The organism is Dactylosporangium sp. CA-233914, assembly GCF_050942935.1.
Classification (GTDB): Bacteria; Actinomycetota; Actinomycetes; order Mycobacteriales; family Micromonosporaceae; genus Dactylosporangium.
Map to the genome: position 1 here is coordinate 4,124,020 of NZ_CP192030.1, position 15,387 is coordinate 4,139,406.

At 70.3% G+C, this 15,387-nt stretch carries 17 protein-coding genes; 11 read left to right on the forward strand and 6 right to left on the reverse strand.

Features of this window, described 5'->3' with window-relative positions; genetic code table 11:
• Positions 1 to 2: 2 nt before the first annotated feature.
• The gene (locus tag ACQPY0_RS18665) at positions 3 to 497 is read left to right on the forward strand and encodes a hypothetical protein (protein ID WP_432990490.1); all 495 of its coding nucleotides are present in this window, start codon (positions 3 to 5) and stop codon (positions 495 to 497) included.
• Between the two features lie 102 nt (positions 498 to 599).
• On the opposite strand, the gene ACQPY0_RS18670 is transcribed toward ACQPY0_RS18665, so the two are convergent.
• Positions 600 to 1,256, reverse strand: a complete 657-nt coding sequence (locus ACQPY0_RS18670) for a TetR/AcrR family transcriptional regulator C-terminal domain-containing protein (RefSeq protein ID WP_432990492.1) — start codon at positions 1,254 to 1,256, stop codon at positions 600 to 602.
• Between ACQPY0_RS18670 and ACQPY0_RS18675 the strand changes: the two genes are divergently transcribed.
• Positions 1,237 to 1,476, forward strand: a complete 240-nt coding sequence (locus ACQPY0_RS18675; protein WP_432990494.1) for a hypothetical protein — start codon at positions 1,237 to 1,239, stop codon at positions 1,474 to 1,476. The genes ACQPY0_RS18670 and ACQPY0_RS18675 overlap by 20 nt on opposite strands.
• A gap of 135 nt (positions 1,477 to 1,611) precedes the next feature.
• Here ACQPY0_RS18675 and ACQPY0_RS18680 read toward each other — a convergent pair whose 3' ends face one another.
• The 5 genes from ACQPY0_RS18680 to ACQPY0_RS18700 all read right to left on the reverse strand — a co-directional run bounded on the left by ACQPY0_RS18680 (position 1,612) and on the right by ACQPY0_RS18700 (position 5,804).
• Positions 1,612 to 1,860, reverse strand: a complete 249-nt coding sequence (locus tag ACQPY0_RS18680; protein WP_432990496.1) for a hypothetical protein — start codon at positions 1,858 to 1,860, stop codon at positions 1,612 to 1,614.
• A gap of 97 nt (positions 1,861 to 1,957) precedes the next feature.
• The gene (locus ACQPY0_RS18685; RefSeq protein ID WP_432990498.1) at positions 1,958 to 2,497 is read right to left on the reverse strand and encodes a hypothetical protein; all 540 of its coding nucleotides are present in this window, start codon (positions 2,495 to 2,497) and stop codon (positions 1,958 to 1,960) included.
• A gap of 423 nt (positions 2,498 to 2,920) precedes the next feature.
• A complete protein-coding gene (locus ACQPY0_RS18690) occupies positions 2,921 to 4,198 on the reverse strand; it encodes a WD40 repeat domain-containing protein (protein ID WP_432990500.1) in 1,278 nt (425 codons plus the stop codon).
• Positions 4,188 to 4,661, reverse strand: coding sequence for an RNA polymerase sigma factor (locus ACQPY0_RS18695; RefSeq protein ID WP_432990502.1), 474 nt, complete (start codon positions 4,659 to 4,661; stop codon positions 4,188 to 4,190). Before ACQPY0_RS18695 ends, ACQPY0_RS18690 begins: the two co-directional genes overlap by 11 nt.
• A 312-nt stretch (positions 4,662 to 4,973) precedes the next feature.
• Complete coding sequence (locus tag ACQPY0_RS18700; protein ID WP_432990504.1) at positions 4,974 to 5,804, reverse strand: SDR family oxidoreductase; 831 nt, start codon at positions 5,802 to 5,804, stop codon at positions 4,974 to 4,976.
• Positions 5,805 to 7,454: 1,650 nt separating this feature from the next.
• Between ACQPY0_RS18700 and ACQPY0_RS18705 the strand changes: the two genes are divergently transcribed.
• From ACQPY0_RS18705 to ACQPY0_RS18745, 9 genes are all read left to right on the forward strand, one after another.
• Positions 7,455 to 7,958, forward strand: a complete 504-nt coding sequence (locus ACQPY0_RS18705) for a hypothetical protein (RefSeq protein WP_432990506.1) — start codon at positions 7,455 to 7,457, stop codon at positions 7,956 to 7,958.
• On the forward strand, positions 7,928 to 8,260 hold the full coding sequence (locus ACQPY0_RS18710; protein WP_432990508.1) for a hypothetical protein: 333 nt from the start codon (positions 7,928 to 7,930) through the stop codon (positions 8,258 to 8,260). Before ACQPY0_RS18705 ends, ACQPY0_RS18710 begins: the two co-directional genes overlap by 31 nt.
• Before the next feature lie 167 nt (positions 8,261 to 8,427).
• Positions 8,428 to 9,795, forward strand: a complete 1,368-nt coding sequence (locus ACQPY0_RS18715) for an ABC transporter substrate-binding protein (RefSeq protein WP_432990510.1) — start codon at positions 8,428 to 8,430, stop codon at positions 9,793 to 9,795.
• A gap of 1 nt (position 9,796) precedes the next feature.
• Entirely contained in the window at positions 9,797 to 10,723 is a 927-nt protein-coding gene (locus ACQPY0_RS18720) for a carbohydrate ABC transporter permease (protein ID WP_432990512.1), read from the forward strand.
• On the forward strand, positions 10,720 to 11,598 hold the full coding sequence (locus tag ACQPY0_RS18725) for a carbohydrate ABC transporter permease (RefSeq protein WP_432990514.1): 879 nt from the start codon (positions 10,720 to 10,722) through the stop codon (positions 11,596 to 11,598). Before ACQPY0_RS18720 ends, ACQPY0_RS18725 begins: the two co-directional genes overlap by 4 nt.
• Positions 11,595 to 12,563, forward strand: coding sequence for a phosphotriesterase family protein (locus tag ACQPY0_RS18730; protein ID WP_432990516.1), 969 nt, complete (start codon positions 11,595 to 11,597; stop codon positions 12,561 to 12,563). The genes ACQPY0_RS18725 and ACQPY0_RS18730 overlap by 4 nt, the downstream gene beginning before the upstream one ends.
• Positions 12,560 to 13,321: an SDR family NAD(P)-dependent oxidoreductase gene (locus tag ACQPY0_RS18735; protein WP_432990518.1), complete on the forward strand. Its 762-nt coding sequence runs from the start codon at positions 12,560 to 12,562 to the stop codon at positions 13,319 to 13,321. The genes ACQPY0_RS18730 and ACQPY0_RS18735 overlap by 4 nt, the downstream gene beginning before the upstream one ends.
• Positions 13,322 to 13,332: 11 nt before the next feature.
• Positions 13,333 to 14,298 carry a Gfo/Idh/MocA family protein gene (locus ACQPY0_RS18740; RefSeq protein WP_432990520.1) on the forward strand — a complete coding sequence of 322 codons (966 nt, stop codon included), beginning with the start codon at positions 13,333 to 13,335 and terminating at the stop codon, positions 14,296 to 14,298.
• Positions 14,295 to 15,377, forward strand: coding sequence for an amidohydrolase family protein (locus ACQPY0_RS18745; RefSeq protein WP_432990522.1), 1,083 nt, complete (start codon positions 14,295 to 14,297; stop codon positions 15,375 to 15,377). Before ACQPY0_RS18740 ends, ACQPY0_RS18745 begins: the two co-directional genes overlap by 4 nt.
• Positions 15,378 to 15,387 lie beyond the last annotated feature (10 nt).

Consider the following 15,387-nt stretch of genomic DNA (forward strand, 5'->3'; position numbering starts at 1 on the left):
GCATGCCGCGCTCGTTGATGACAACGGCGCTGGTAGGTCTGGTGGCACTCGTCGGGCCGGTCGCTTGTACCGGCCCGACGGGGCCCGCCGGGCCGGCCTCCGGATCGGCCTCGGCGCCGGCCACCACCACCGCGCCCGACCTGTCGACCAGCTTTCCCTACGCCGGTCGGCCGGTGGGCCGGTGGAGCTCGGCGGAGCACACCGCGGCGCACGCCGAGGTCGCCATCCCCGGCGCCCGGTTCATCAAGGTCCGGGCCCGCTGCACGGGCTCGGGCCAGCTCGCCCTGCGCATCCGCGGCAAGGCCTTCGACCACGAGAGCCGGGTCGACTGCGACGGCGGATGGCGATACGTGTCGATGCTGTTCCCGCCCGAGCTGGAGCCGGTCGATCCCGGCCCCTTCCCCATGCTCATCGACCGGGCGGACACCATCACGTCGTGGGACGTGGAGGCGCTCGCGCTGAACATCTCCACCCCGGTCACGCCGCGCGCGTCGTGACGAGTCCCGGCCGGCGACGGCGAGCGCGGCCCTGGCCGTGCTCGCCGGGTCGGTCGCCTGCAAGCCGAGTGAACGTCGAACGCGGCAGACGCGCGCTATGGGTTACTCGGTTCGGCTGCGATGCGCCAGGCCGTCCAGAATGAGGGTCAGGCCCGCCTCGAAGGCCGACTCGTGATCGATCACCGGCACGTCGGGCGGTAGATCAGCACCGGTGCCGGTGTCTGCCTGCTCCTCCAGCACGCTGCCGACGGTGAAACGGCTGGCCGCCAGCATCGCCATCTGCGCGTCCCGTTCGGGCACGCCGGAGGCGGCGAGAAAATCCATCTTGCGGCGGATCCGCTCGAGGTCGCCGGCGGGCGTGCTGCCGGCGTGGAGCCGTGCGCCGTCGCGGCGCATCAGCAGGGTGCGCCTGAAGTTTCGCGTGTTGTCGAGGAACCAGTCGCGCCAGTCGTCGCCCGGTGCCGGCAGGGGTGCGGTGGCATGCGGCGCCATCGCCGCCTCCGCCATGGCGGCGAGCAGATCTTTCTTGGTGCGGAAGTGCCAGTACAACGACGGCTGCTCGACGCCGAGCCGCCTCGCCAGCTGCCTCGTGCTCACGGCATCCAGACCGACCTCGTCGAGCAGAGCGAGCGCCTCGCGGACGACGATCTCGCGGTTGACTTTTGTCACGTTGCCCAGCCTATCGCCGATAGATAGTGTGGAGGAGAACCATTCACTGATAGATTTTGGGGTGAGGGGCATGACCAGGAACTCAGCCACGCGATCTCTGCGCATCCTCGTCGCCGGCGGCGGCGTCGCCTTCCTGCGAATCTATCTTTGGCCATCCGGTGACGACGGCCTTCCCCGGGAAGACGGGTTACAAGCCGCCTGGGACGACGCCGACGAGCAGCGCAAGGACTTTCAGGATCTTGTGCTGCGGATCGCGGACCAGCTGAGGCCGCCTCCCGAGTCGCGTTGCGAAGGCCAACCGACCGCCTGACACAGCCAAAACGAGCCGGACAACGTTGTCACAGCCCAGCCGCCAGCCTCAGATGTCGATCGCCCGGCCGGTCTCTTCAGGCTGCGACCCGTCACGCCTGAGCGGTCCGATTCACCAAACTCGCACGCGTCGACGTCAACGCCCCGCCAGCATTCCGTTATCGCTTGACCAGCGACGCCGGTTGATCAACTCACTCATCTGCCGATGAGCGCTCACCCGATCTTGGTCGCAGATCGAGCGCCAGCCGAACATCTTGGCCGGCACTGGGACGCCGAACGCTAGCCGCCCGCGCGTCGCGGCGCCCGGGATCGCCGCCGTGACCAGGGCGTGCCGCTGTAGCTCCGCGAGGTAGGCCGCGATCTGCCCGTGCAGCGGGTTGCGCAAGTGAAGAGGTTGCAATACCTGAGCCGATGCCTACATCGGCTCAGCCGACCAGCGCTAGCGCCTCGGCCCGCTAGCCCCGGCAACACCGCTAAACCCGCTAGTCCGAGTTCCGCACGTAGACGGTCTCGGCCGTTGCCACACCGGAGAAGGCGATCGTCCTGGTACCTACCCGCAGATGGCTGTCGTCGGCGAATTCGACCTGTACGCCGTCGACGCAGACCACATCGACCCGACTCTCGCGCACCAGCCAACCGGTGGTACGTAACCGGTAGCAGATGTCGTCGTAGCCCAGGCTGTACACGGACCGGGCGTACAGCGCGTGCCGTCCGTCCGGCGTGACCGCTACTCGATGCGCCGAGGAGCGTTCGAGTATGCCTGTCTCGACGACGTTGGCGGCCGCGGCCGCGATGACGGCGCATGGCGCGAGCACCCCGGCGAACACGGTCAGCACGCGCGCCACGACCTTCCCGTCCGACACCCGCCAACTCGCCGCTGCCAGCAGTACCAGCCCGGCTGCGAAGAGCAGCGCTGCACGGGACGGCCGCTCCAGCGGCGCAAGCGCAACCAGATGCCACGACCCGACGTGCGCTTGGAACTGCACGGCAACGTCGAACGCCAGCATGACGGCGCCAGCCACGAGCGCCATGGTGGCCGGAACGCTCCGAGTACTCCTCACCATGCACATGGTCGACCGATACGCATCTGCCGTCGACCCCGACCGGCGAATCTCCACAAACTCAGCGCAGGCCGAGCATCAGCGAGGCGCGCGGCCCAGTAGGCGTGATCGCGCGGCAGGTACGTCGCAACGGCTTCCGCATTGACGACCACCGGTCGGCGACGAACGTCCGGCATGGTGACCGCATCTGCCGCGATCAGCTCGCTACGAACGTCATCGAGAGTTGGTCGTCAGGCTCGCGGACATGCCGATGAGCATGCGTCGAGGCTGTGTGGGCTGGCTGCGGCACCGCGCGCAGCGACCGGAGATGTCCGTGTCGAATGCTCCTTACCGACTTCGGCAACGCCAGATTGAAGCTTGGGCGGGGCATCGAATGCCTCGCTGTCAATGAGCCCGTTGGCGGCGCAGTGCCATACGTACGACGCCACCTGCGAGGAGGAGCAGCCCGACGGTGAGCCCCCACAGCCACCATGGCCACGGGCCGCGATCGACGCCGGTATCGTGTACCTGAAGGTCGCCGGTGCGGGCAGTCGCCAATTGCACCGTGTCGATCCAGTGGTCGTTGCCGGGTTGGAGCCGGGCGAGGACCCGGGCCGACCCGGTGGGCGGCACCGAGACGATCGTGAGGTGGTCGGTCGCCAACAGGTCGGCGCCCTGCCAACCGAGGACCGCGGTCGCGTCGGTGTCGAGCGGCGTGGACGCCCCGGTGGACAGGTCGAGAACCGCCAACCCGTCCGGCGACCAATACCCGGCGGCCCAGGACGGGCTGCCCGCGGCCACCCGAAAGAGCGCGAGCCGGCTGCCGTCGGGTGACCAGGCGGCTGGCCCGCCGAGCCGATGCCTGTCCGGCAGCGGGACGACCGTGCTCCCACCGGCGGTGAGGAGGCGCAGCTCGGTGCCGACCTGGACGGCCAGCGTTCTGCCGTCGGGGGAGAACGCCGCGTCGAGCACCCCGCGCTGCCCGGCGACCGTAGACGTGTCGCCGGTGGCCAGGTCGAGCAGTGTCAGTTCGCCGTCGGCGGCGAGCGCGACCCGGGGGTCGCCATGGCTGTCCGCCTGATACGGCGCGACGGCGTACGCGAGCCGCATCGAGTCCGGCGACCAGGCGAGTAGCCGGACCGCCGAGCTGGCCGGCACTGGGTAGCTGTGGGTACGGCCGGTGGTCAGGTCCACGATCGCCACATCCTGGACCGGCCCGAGCGCGTCGGCGACGGCGACCCTGCTGCCGTCGGGAGACAGCAGGGCGGATGCAGGGGCGTCGACGGACCGACCGCGCTTTCTGGCGAGGTCGATTACGCGGTAGGTGCGCCCGTCTATCCCGACGGCGATGAGCTGCGGGGTCTGGAAGGGCATGTCGCCTTGCCCGTACCCGTAGATGGCGATTGCGGGCCCGGCAGGCGCGGCGGAGACGGTGGCGGTGAGGAAGGAGTGGTCGGCGAAGACGCGCGGTAGCGTGGCTGGACCGGCGGCAGGTGCGCGCGGCGTCGCCGGCAAGCGCACCAGCCCCACCGCGAGCAACAGCAGCACGACGGCGGCGGCCACGAGCACGGGCCGCCATGACCGGCGAGAGGTCAGCGGCATGACGGGAGGCGCCACCGTGGGCACGGGGATCGCCTCGACGAGTTCGTGGACGGCGGCGCGCAGGCGTTGGTCAGTGGTCATCGAGGTGCTCCCGCAGTGCGCAGTGGGCCCGGTGTAGCAGGGACTTGACGGTGCCCGGCCGGCAGTTCAGCGCGTCGGCGATGTCGGCCTCGGACAGGTCGAGGTAGTAACGCAGAAAGATGGCCGCCCGGTGCCGCGGCCGCAGCTGGGTGAGGCCGGCACGGACGGCGATCGCGTCCGGCCCCAGCGGCACGAGCGGTTCAGGCTCAGGCTGGCTGGCATGGCGGCGTTCCAGCCGACGACGGCGCACCCATGAGGTGCACCTGGACACGACGGCGCGGCGCAGCCATGCGGTCGGTTCGCGGACGTCCGGACGGTGGAGCAACGCCAGGAACACCTCCTGCACGACGTCCTCCGCCGCCGGTACGCTTCCGGTCGTCACACAGGCCAGCCGCACCATGGGAGCGAACTGCGCCGCGTAGAGCGCGTCGAAGTCGCCCCGGACGGCCGGTTCCGAGAGCACGGTCACCTCCTACAGGCGCACAGCGGCCGCGACCGGTTCCACCCGGCCCGGAATCCCCCACCCCATCCCGCGACACCACGCCCCGAAGCGCGGGCGGTCAAGCCGCGCCGCAGCTGTTAGGGTGCGCCGAAGATCTACTTGCGGTTGCCGGATCGACGTTCCTTCATCGTGATACAGCCCCAACTGAACGTCCGTACATGCCGCTGAGCCGGTGCTGTGGCTCACGTCGATCGTCACGGTCCGTACGCCGCTCCGCGGGCCATTGATCACAAATCTGGCGAGCGCGCCACATGGCGATGATCTTGGCCTGGCCTACGCCACCAGTTCCTCGCTGAGGGTCCATAGACGCGCGGCGGCCTCGGGGTCGCGGGCCAGGGGACTCGGCTCGATCTGCTTGCCGCGGAGGAAGTAGCCTCCGGTGACCTCGGCCGCCTCCGGGGCGCTGGCCAGGTAGACCGGGGTGGCCGCGCCGGTCTGGACGGTACCCATGAAGGGCTTGGCAGCCGCGACGAGCAGCTTGGCGACGCCGCGGACCTCGCGGCCCAACTGGGTGCGGATGAGGCCCGGGTGCAGGCAGTTGGCGACCACACCGGTGCCGGTCAGACGCTTGGCCAGCTCGACGGTGAACAGGATGTTCGCCAGTTTCGACAGCGGGTAACTCGGCTCGCCGCGGGCCAGTTCGTCCCACGGGATCTGCTTGGCCGAACGATGCACATTGGACGACACCGTGATCACGCGGGCCGGCGCGCTGCTCACCAGTCGTTCCCGCAGCAGGCTGGTCAGCAGGAACGGCGCCAGATGGTTGACGGCGAACATGGTCTCGTAGCCGTCGACCGTGAACTGCCGCTTGAGCATGATCACACCGGCGTTGTTGTCGAGCACGTCGAGCCGGTGGTACTTCTCCAGCACCTCGGCGGCCAGCCGGCGCACGTCGGCCAGGCTCGACATGTCGGCCGTCAGGAGGTCCACCTCGGCGCCGGGCGCCCGATGCCGGATCTCCTTGACGGCCGCTCGCCCTCGCTCGGCGTCGCGCCCGACGACGACCACGGTGGCCCCCAGTTCGGCCAGCCGGGCCGCCGTCTCCCGGCCGATCCCGCTGGTCCCGCCGGTCACCAGGCACACCTTGCCGGACATTGTGGTCATTGACCCTCCCGCATGTACTTGCCGCAGCGCCAATTTCTCCACGGCGACGCCCCGGGCACCAAATGTGGCTCGACGCCGTCAGCCGCCGCAACGTCCAGATCGCTGCCGGTACGCCGGCCCGCGCACCACCATGCGCTACGACCGAACCGGTAACGACCTGGACCGCCGCACCAATCACAACACCGAACGGCGCGGCTGGAGATTGGGCGGCCACCACGCCGAGACTCGAAGATCCGGCTCGCTGGGACTGAACGGCGGTGACCAGCGCCTCGGTCAGGCTGAACCGAACCGTGCGCCGGATGGCCGTGAGCAAGATCAGCTCACGGTCCGTCCTGAACGGCGCCGCGCAACGCATGACGGACGCCGGTTTGCGGTACGAGTGCGGCCAGGGAATCCACGCAACCCCGGCATCCGGAATGTGGCCCGAACGGTCAGCGTCATCATCGGCCGTTGTCGGAACTCGGGCCTCTTGCCGCTACGACCTCTTGATCGGGTACACGGTAGCCGCCGACCGTGCGCGCGTGGTCGGGAAACTCCGCGACGCCAAGTAACGATCATCCGGCACCGCCGGGTGTGCTGAACCGCCGATGAGCGCGTGTGTTTCGTGCGTCGTCGTCATTATTATGGCGCTCGGAATTTCTGGTCGGTGGTCCGTTGGGATAGGGCTTGACGGATTGCGTGCGTGGCATTTCCCGGGTACAGCTCTGGAGTGTTTGCCGGTATTTCTTCGTGGTGCCGTGTCGGCGGGCCGGCGCGGATTCTCGCTGGTGTGTCGGCGCTGTGCCGACGGGCCGGTGGGATGGCGCTGACGCGGTGGGTGCGGGCCGGCGCTGCGTGGCGGCGCCGGGTTGGTCGGTGCCATGCGTCGGGTGCGGCACTGTGGCGTGGTCGTCCGGGCCGGTATCGGTCGCGGGGTTGCCCGGGCCGCTCGGGCGCTTCGCCCGGTGGCGGCGCTTCGCCCGGTGGCGGCGCTTCGCCCGGTGGCGGCGCCGAGGCCCTGTCTTTGGTCGGCAGTGCCGAGGCCCTGGCTGGGGCCTCAGCCGGCCGCGCCGTAGCCGTGGCCATGGCCGGTGGCGGTGCCGAGGTCGTGGCTGTGGCCTCGGGCGGTCGCGTCGCGGCCGTGTCTGGCTGCCGCGCCGAGGTCGTAGTCGTGGCCGTGCGTGGCGCCGAGGCCGTGGCGGTGGCCTTGGCCGGGGGCGGTTCGTTCGCTGAGCCTTCCTGGCCGTCGGCAGTGATGCTTGCCGACGGGGCGCTCGCGCGTATTCGGCGGAGTTTCTCGGCGTGTCGCTGGGCGAGGCCCCACGCGCGATGCCGGGCGTGTTCCCGGCGGAACTCCTCATTCGCCGCGGAATAACGACGCGACCTGGTCCGGTCACGCATGGCAGCCAATTCAGACTTGCTAAACAATTGCAGCTGCCCCATGAATTCATTTTCCCAGAATCCAGCCGGACCCGCTGCCCCACACGGCTGGCCATAATGTCAAATGGTGCACGCACATGCCGCGTCGGGGGGTCTGGCGTTCATCAGCACTGGTAACGCACGGTAATATATGGCTGCGTTTCCTGCCCCCAGCGCCGGTGTCGAGCCCCGGGGTGATGTTGTCCTGCGTGCCGCAGTGGCGGCCTACCTCGGTCGCTACCGGCGGTGTGGGTGACGGCCCAGCCGCGGGTGGACCGCGGCCAAACCCGGCTGCACAGCGAGGCGGACCTGCGCGTCTTCCTGCGCTGGTACAGCGACCAGAACCTCGACCCGTTGACCGCGGTCAGGATCGACATCGAACGGTATGTGCGCTGGCTGCAGGACGTGCGCTGCTACCAGCCGTCCACCGTTTTGCGGCGGCTGTCGATCGTCGTCGGGTTCTACCGGGTCTGTGTCATCGACGGCATCCTGCCGCACTCGCCCGCCGACTACGTGCGCTGGCCCGCCGTCCCGGCCGAGTCCCCGACGCTCGGCCTGGGGCACCTGCAGTTCGAAGCGCTGATCACCACCGCCCGGCTGTCGGCCAACCCGAACGACTTCGCCTTGGTCGCGCTCCTGGGCCTGCTCGGGTGTTGCGGATCTTCGAAGCCTGCGGGTCGAACATCGCCGACCTCGGTGAGGAGCACGGCCACCGCATCCTGCGCGTGCGCGGCAAGGGCGGCAAGGTCGTCCTGATCCCGTTGCCACCCGCCGCCGCCCGAGCGATCGAGCGCGCCATCGTTCCAGCCGCTGGCGTGGCCGGCGGCGATTCCGACGCGGTAGATCGCCTCGGCCTCGGCAACATACCCGTGCTCCTCGAGCATGCCGGCCAGCATCTGCTGGTCGTCCCAGCCGCCGCCGGCCCGCTCCCGATAGATGGCGATGGCCTCCTCGACCCGGCCTTGATCGGCCAGCCACTCGGCGCGGTCGAATGGGTCGTCGGCCGGTCCGTCGTGCTCGATCTCGGCATGACTCCAGGCCGGTTCTGTCGGTCGTGATGCCCGTGCTGCGGCCCTCGGCGGGCATGACGCGGTCCGGATCCGGGACCCGCCCGACCACGGATCGATGAAGCCGCCTCTTGCTTGCGCCTCGCTGACCTGGTACGAATGCTCAACTCAGAACTTAGGTTCATGTATATGAACCGTCTGACCGGCCGGAGGGTCACATGGATGAGCGGCGTCCGATCCCGGGTTTGTTCTCTACCAGCACGTCGATCTCCCGTCGGAGCCTGCTGCGCGGCGCGCTCGCGGCGGGCCTGACCGTTCCCACGGCATCGCTGTTCGCTGCGTGCGGCGGTGCGTCTACTCCGAAGACCAACGACACTCCCGGGACGCTGTCGATGACCGCCTGGGAGGCATACCCGGATCAGATCCGCACCCTGCTGTCGTCCTTCAAGGACCAGTCCGGCGTGGGCGTGGATCTGTCCCTCATACCGAACGTCGGCTACGGCCCGGCCCTGCAGACGCGGCTGCAGGGCGGCCAGGCGATCGACGCCTTCTACAACTTCGCCTACGCCTCGACCAAGTACGTCGACGCGGGCTGGGCCGGAACGCTCAACAAGTTCGCCGGCGTCGAGGACATGCTGGGCGACATGTTCCCCGCCTCGGCGGCCCGGCACCGGCTCGCGGACGGCCGGATCATCAGCGTCCCGTACTTCTCCGCGGTGCACAGCCTCATGTACAACCAGAGCCACCTGCAGAAATACGGCATCAGCGCACCTCCGACCACGAAGGAGGAGGTGTACGAGCAGTGCAAGAAGCTCAAGGCCGCCGGGGTGGCCAGCCCGTACGCGGGCTACTGGACCAAGCAGTTCCTGGAGGAGTACTTCCTCGTCTACCTGCTGGCCGACGGGATCACGCCGTTCGACGCCAAGGGGGCCCCGGTCTTCGCCGACGACGCCAAGACGCTCAGCGTCATGGAGTGGTGGAAGGCGATGTACCAGGAGGGACTGACGTCCAAGGAGGTGCTCACCGCCGACCCCGGCGCGCACGTCACCGCGATGGCACAGGGCAACTCCACGTTCTACACGCTGCACCACTACTTCCTGCAGATCATCCGCACGACGGAGGGTCCGGAGTCGAAGAACGTCACGATCTCGTACCGCCACCCCGGCATCACCGGCAAGACGCTGCAGATCGGTGAGGTCATCCAGATCGGGGCCACGGCCGGCGGCGCGCGGGCCGAGGACGCCTGGAAGCTGCTGAAGTTCTACGGCTGGAAGGACGAGGCCGGCAAGTACTCCACCTTCACGTCCTGGGCGAAGGCGGCGGCGCTGCTCGGCCCGTACCCGGGGCTGTTCAAGGACAAGGACTTCCTGGCCGCGTTCCCGGACTACTACGACATGTCGAAGCTGGAGGACGCCTTCGCCAACCAGAGCGACGTGGTCCCGGCGCGGGTCGCCCCGTGGTACGCCTCGTTCCAGGTCAAGGTCGGCGACCGGCTCCAGGCGATGCTGCTCGGCCAGGCCGGCGTCAAGGACACCGTCGATGGGCTCGCCGCGGACGCCAAGAACCTCGCCGCCGCGGGCGGCTAGCATGGCCGAGACGATGGCCCCGGCCCCGCGGCGGCGCACGTCGCCGCGGGCCCGGGCGAACGCCCGCTTCGGGCTGGTCCTCGCCGCCCCGGCGCTGGTGTTCGTGCTGGGATTGATCGCCTGGCCGGCGATCCGCACGACGATCTACTCGCTGCAGCGGGTCAGCTTTCGCGGCGAGGCGCGGTGGGCGGGGTTCGCGAACTTCCGGACGCTGTTCGCCGACGAGCAGTTCCGGCATGCGCTCACCACAACGGTGCTCTACGCGGTCGGCTTCCTGCTCGTCTCCACGCTGCTGGGGCTCGGGTTCGCGCTGCTGCTCAACACCGGCTTTCGCGGCCAGTGGCTGGCCCGCAGCCTGCTCATCGTCCCGTGGGCCTGCCCGTGGGTGATGGTCGGCATGATCTGGAAATGGTTCGTCGACGGTGAGGTGGGCGCGCTCAACGGCGCCCTCCTGGCCCTCGGCCTGGACGGCGTGGCGCCGCTGTCGGACAGCACCGGCGCCCTCATCGTCGCGATCCTCGCCGGGGCCTGGCGGCAGGCGTCGTTCACCGGGCTGCTGTTTCTGGCCGGGCTGCAGACGATCCCGCGGGAGCTGCCGGAGGCCGCGATGGTCGACGGAACCAACGCCTGGCAGCGGCTGCGACACCTGACCCTGCCCTGGCTGCGGCCGGTCATCGTCGTCGTGGTCATCATCAACACGATCTTCGGGTTCATGCAGTTCGACACGATCTGGGCGCTGACCCAGGGCGGCCCCGGCGGCGCCACCTCGGTCCTGTCGATCTACCTGTACCAGCAGCTGTTCGTGTACACGAACACCGGCCTCGGCTCGGCCACCGCCGTCGTCCTCGGCGGCATCGCGCTCGTCCTCGGGTTCGTGTTCGTCAAGCTGCTGTACCGCTCGAGCACGATCACGGAGGGCGTCGAGTGAAGCGCTCACGGCTCGCCTCGGTCGGGATCTACGTCGGGTTCGCGCTGTTCCTCGTCTGGATCCTGTTCCCGCTGTACTTCACCGTGCTGAGCAGTTTCATGGGGCCCTCGGAGATCGGCGCCAAGCCGTTCCACTGGTGGCCGCACGACCCCACGCTGGTCAACTACGTCGCCATCTTCACCGGCAACAGCGCGCCATTCTCCACCGGGCAGGACGGCGGGATCGTCTCGAGCACCGACGCGGTCGCCCGGCTGATGCCGGCGATTGCCCGCAGCCTGGTCGTCGGTGTCGTCGTGGTCGCCAGCAACCTGGTCATCGCTGGCGCCGCCGGGTACGCGTTCTCGCGGTACGAGTTCCGTGGCTCGCGCCTGGCGTACCTGCTGCTGCTCGCCTCCCGGGTGGTGCCGGCCATCGCGATCGTGCTGCCGTTCTTCATCGCCTTCCGGCACCTCGGGCTGCTCAACACGTCGCTCGCCCTGATCATCAGCTACAACGCGTTCACGCTGCCGTTGGCGATCTGGCTGCTCAAGACGTACTTCGACAGCGTACCCAAGGAGCTGGAGGAGGCCGCCGAGGTCGACGGCGCGTCCCGGTTGCGCTGTTTGCTGGTGGTCGTCACCCCGATCGCCCGGCCCGGGCTGATCGCCGCCGGCCTGCTGGTGTTCCTCGAGGCGTGGAGCGAGTTCTTCTACTCGCTGGTGCTCACCAACGCCCTCACGGTACCGCCGGTCGTGGCCGGCCTGCAGAACCTCCAGCAGTTCTCCTGGACGACGCTGGCCGCGGCCACCATGTTCACGGTCGTCCCGCCGGTGCTCATCGCGCTGGCGTTTCAGCGGTACATCGTGACAGGTCTCGCCGCAGGGAGTGTGAAATGACCGGAAGTCTTGCCGGAAAGGTCATGACGGTCCTCGGGCCGATCGAGCCCGAGGACATGGGCAACACCCTCAGCCACGACCACGTGCTGGTCGACGGGTGGGGACTGCGCCAACTGTACGAGGCCATCCTCGACGACGAGGAGATCGCCGTCGAGGAGGTCCGCCGGTTCGCGGCGGCCGGCGGCCGGACGATCTGCGACCCGACCAACATCGGGCTCAAGCGCGACCCGCAGGCCCTGCGCCGGATCAGCGAGGCCAGCGGCGTCAACATCGTGATGGGCGCCGGCTGGTACCGCGAGGTCGTCTACCCGGGCTACATCACCACCGACAGCACCGAAGCCCTCGCCGACCGCCTCGTCGCCGAGATCACCGACGGCGTCGACGGCAGCGGCATCCGCCCCGGCTTCATCGGCGAGATCGGCACCGAGCGCGGCCACATCACCCCGCACCAGGAGCGGGTGTTCCGCGCCGCCGGCCGGGCCCACCGCCGTACCGGCTGCCCGATCATGACCCATACCACCCACTGGGGCGAGCTGGCCCTCGAGCAGCTCGACCTGCTCGCCGAGGAGGGGGTCGACCCGGCCCGCGTCATCGTGTCGCACCTGGGCGACCGGCGCGGGACGAAGTGGTGGCTGCCGATCGCCGAACGGGGCGCCTGGCTCAACATCGACAACCTGGCCTTCGTGCAGGGTTACGCGCCCCTGTCGTTCCGGGCCGACAACGTCGCCGAGCTGACGGCCATGGGACTGGCCGGGCAGCTGATGCTGTCCAACGACATCTGCGAGCTGGGCCAGCTCGCCGCGTACGGCGGACCGGGCTACGCCAACGTGATCGAGACCTTCCTGCCCATGCTGCGCGACCGGGGAGTGTCCGAGGAGGACATCCACCGCATGACGGTCGCAAACCCCGCCCGGGCGTTCGCGTACGCGGCGGCGCCCGCCACAGAACCTGGAGAACAACCGTGAGCACAACAGCAGTCGTGGTCGGCGCGGGTCGAGGCATCGGGCAGGCGATCGGCGAGGACCTCGCCCGAGCCTGCCCCGGCGACCGGCTGATCCTCGCCGACATCGACGCGGACCTCGTCGAACGCGTCGCGGCCACGTTGCGGGTGCAGGGTGTCGAGGCGACCGCCCGCCACGTCGACGTCACCGACGAGAAATCGGTACAGGACCTGGTCGCCGAGACCGCCGAGGCGGACAAGGTCGCGATCGCCGCCGGGGTCTTCGACAGCTCGCCCACCCTCGACGTCACCGTCGCCGACTTCGAGCGCATCCTGCGGGTCAACACGCTCGGCTGCTTCGACGTGGCCCGCCGCTACGCCGCCGGCATGGCCGCCCGCGGGAGCGGGTCCATCGTGGCGGTCGCGTCCGTCGCCGCGCGGATGCCCCGGATGCGGCAGGCCGCCTACGCGGCTTCCAAGGCCGCACTGCGCCAGTCGCTGCGGGTCCTCGCCTTGGAGGTCGCCGGCAGCGGGGTCCGGGTCAACACCGTCTCGCCCGGGCCGACGGACACGGAGATGATGCGGCAGCTCGCCAGCGACCACGCCTCCGTCGACGACCTGGCCGACGGTAGCCTGCTGGCGTTCCGCCCCCGGATCCCGGCCGGCCGGGTCGCCCGCGGCAGCGACGTCGCCTCCGTGGTGCGCTTCCTGCTCTCGGCGGAGAGCTCCCACGTCCTGCTCGGCGACATCGTCGTCGACGGCGGCGAGCTGCTGGGCATGTGAGGAGCGACGTCGTGATCAGGCTGGGCATCGTCGGTGCCGGGATCATGGGCGCCAAGGTGGCGGCGAGCGCCGGAGGGCTGCCCGGGGTGCGCGTCACCGCCGTCGCCGACCCGGTCGCCGAACGCGCCGCCGCGCTGACCGGCCGGTCGAGCGGCATCCCGTTCGCCGGCTTCCAAGAACTGCTCGACTCCGGCGCGGTCGACGCCGTCTACCTCGGGCTGCCCCACGACGGCCACGCCGACGCCTGCGTCGAGGCGGCGGCAAGGGGCGTCCACGTCCTGATCGACAAGCCGCTGTGCAACACCGTCGCCGAGGCGGACCGGATCATCGCGGCCCGGGACGCGGCCGGCATCGTGCTCATGGTCGGGTTCAGCTACCGGTTCCGGGCCGAGTGGCTCGCGGCCCGACGGCTGGTCGCCGACGGCGTGGTCGGGGAGCCGCTGTCGGTCACCGACGTGATCGTCGAGGCGACGCCCGACACGCCGCCCTGGTACTGGGACGCCGGCCGCGGTGGCGGGATCCTGCAGCTGCAGTCGCACCACTGCTTCGACCGGCTGCCGTGGCTGCTCGGCGTGCCCCTGGCCGAGCTGACCTGCCGCACCACCGGCCTGGCCGGGGAGGCCGAGTCGGCGGCCGCGATCACCGGGACGTTCGCGTCCGGCGCGGTCACCGGGATCTCGCTGTCGTTCGGCCGCACGCACGTGGCCGGCCCTCGGTCGCTGACCGTCGTGCAGGGCAGCGCCGGGCAGCTGCGGATCGAGCAGGGCGGCACGCTCGCCGCGTCGTCCACGGCGGGGGAGCGGGCCGAGTCGTACGCCGGCGACGACTGGCTGCACCGGCAGCTCTCGGCGTTCGTGGCGGCCTGCGCCGGGTTGGAGCCCGCCGTCCCGGCCGCCGAGGACGGGCGGCTGGCCGTGGTCTGCGCCGCCGCGGCGGCCGAGTCGGCCCGCACCGGGCAGCCGGTGAGGCTGTCATGACCGGGTTCGTGCTCCGCGGCGGCCTCGTCTGCGACCCCGAGACCGGCACCCTGGCCCCGGGGGACCTCGTCGTGCGCGCCGGGCGGATCGCCGCCACCGCGGACCCGGCGGACCGGATCGTGGACGTGTCGGGGCTGGTGGTGACGCCCGGCCTGGTCGACCTGCACACGCACGTCTTCGTCGGCCAGGATCTCGGTGTCGACCCGGACGTGCTCGGCCCGCCCAGCGGGGTCACGACCATGGTGGACACCGGCAGCGCCGGCGCGCACCTGTTCGGGGCGTTCGTCCGCGGTACGGTCGAACGGGCCCGCACCCGGATCGGCGCGTTCATCAACATCTCCACCGTCGGCACCACGAGCATCCTGCTCTCCGGAGAGCTCAAGACCCTCCCGTACGTCGACCCCGCCGCCTGCCGCGCGGCGATCGCCGAACACCGGGAACGGATCATCGGCGTGAAGGTCCGGGCGTCCGCCGACGTCGCCGGCGACAACGGCGTCGTCGCCCTGGACCGGGCTCGCGAGGTCGCCGATGCCGAGGGGCTGCCGCTGATGGTGCACCTCGGGCCGCCGCCGGCGTCCCTGGCCGACATCCTGGCCCGGCTCGGCCCCGGCGACGTCCTCACGCACTGCTTCACCGGCCTGTCCGGCACCCCGTACACCGAGCACGGCCGGGTCGTCGACCTGGTCGGCGAGGCCCGGCAGCGCGGCGTGCTCTTCGACGTCGGGCACGGCATGTGCGGATTCGACCTGGAGCGGGCCCGGGCCGCGGTCGGCGCCGGGTTCCTGCCCGACACGATCAGCTCAGACCTGCACACCTACTCCCGCGACATCGTCGGCGGCCTGCCGGACGTGATGGCGAAGTTCCTCGGGCTCGGCGTCGCCCTGCCCGAGGTGGTACGCCGCACGACGGTGGCGCCGGCCCGGGTCGCCGGGCTGGACGGCGCCGGCATCGGGACGCTCCGTGCTGGTGCACCGGCCGACGTCGCGGTCCTGCGGGTGACCGAAGACCCGGCACCGGCCGTCGCGGCCGTGCTGACCGTCCGGGCCGGCGAGATCGTGTACCGCGCCGAACCAATCTGAAGGGGCATCA

Coding starts and splice junctions, on each gene's coding strand:
- ACQPY0_RS18690 (WP_432990500.1), bottom strand. CDS start 4,198: ATGACCACTGACCAACGCCTGCGCGCCGCCGTCCACGAACTCGTCGAG.
- ACQPY0_RS18745 (WP_432990522.1), top strand. CDS start 14,295: ATGACCGGGTTCGTGCTCCGCGGCGGCCTCGTCTGCGACCCCGAGACC.
- ACQPY0_RS18730 (WP_432990516.1), top strand. CDS start 11,595: ATGACCGGAAGTCTTGCCGGAAAGGTCATGACGGTCCTCGGGCCGATC.
- ACQPY0_RS18720 (WP_432990512.1), top strand. CDS start 9,797: ATGGCCGAGACGATGGCCCCGGCCCCGCGGCGGCGCACGTCGCCGCGG.
- ACQPY0_RS18675 (WP_432990494.1), top strand. CDS start 1,237: ATGACCAGGAACTCAGCCACGCGATCTCTGCGCATCCTCGTCGCCGGC.
- ACQPY0_RS18715 (WP_432990510.1), top strand. CDS start 8,428: ATGGATGAGCGGCGTCCGATCCCGGGTTTGTTCTCTACCAGCACGTCG.
- ACQPY0_RS18665 (WP_432990490.1), top strand. CDS start 3: ATGCCGCGCTCGTTGATGACAACGGCGCTGGTAGGTCTGGTGGCACTC.
- ACQPY0_RS18700 (WP_432990504.1), bottom strand. CDS start 5,804: ATGACCACAATGTCCGGCAAGGTGTGCCTGGTGACCGGCGGGACCAGC.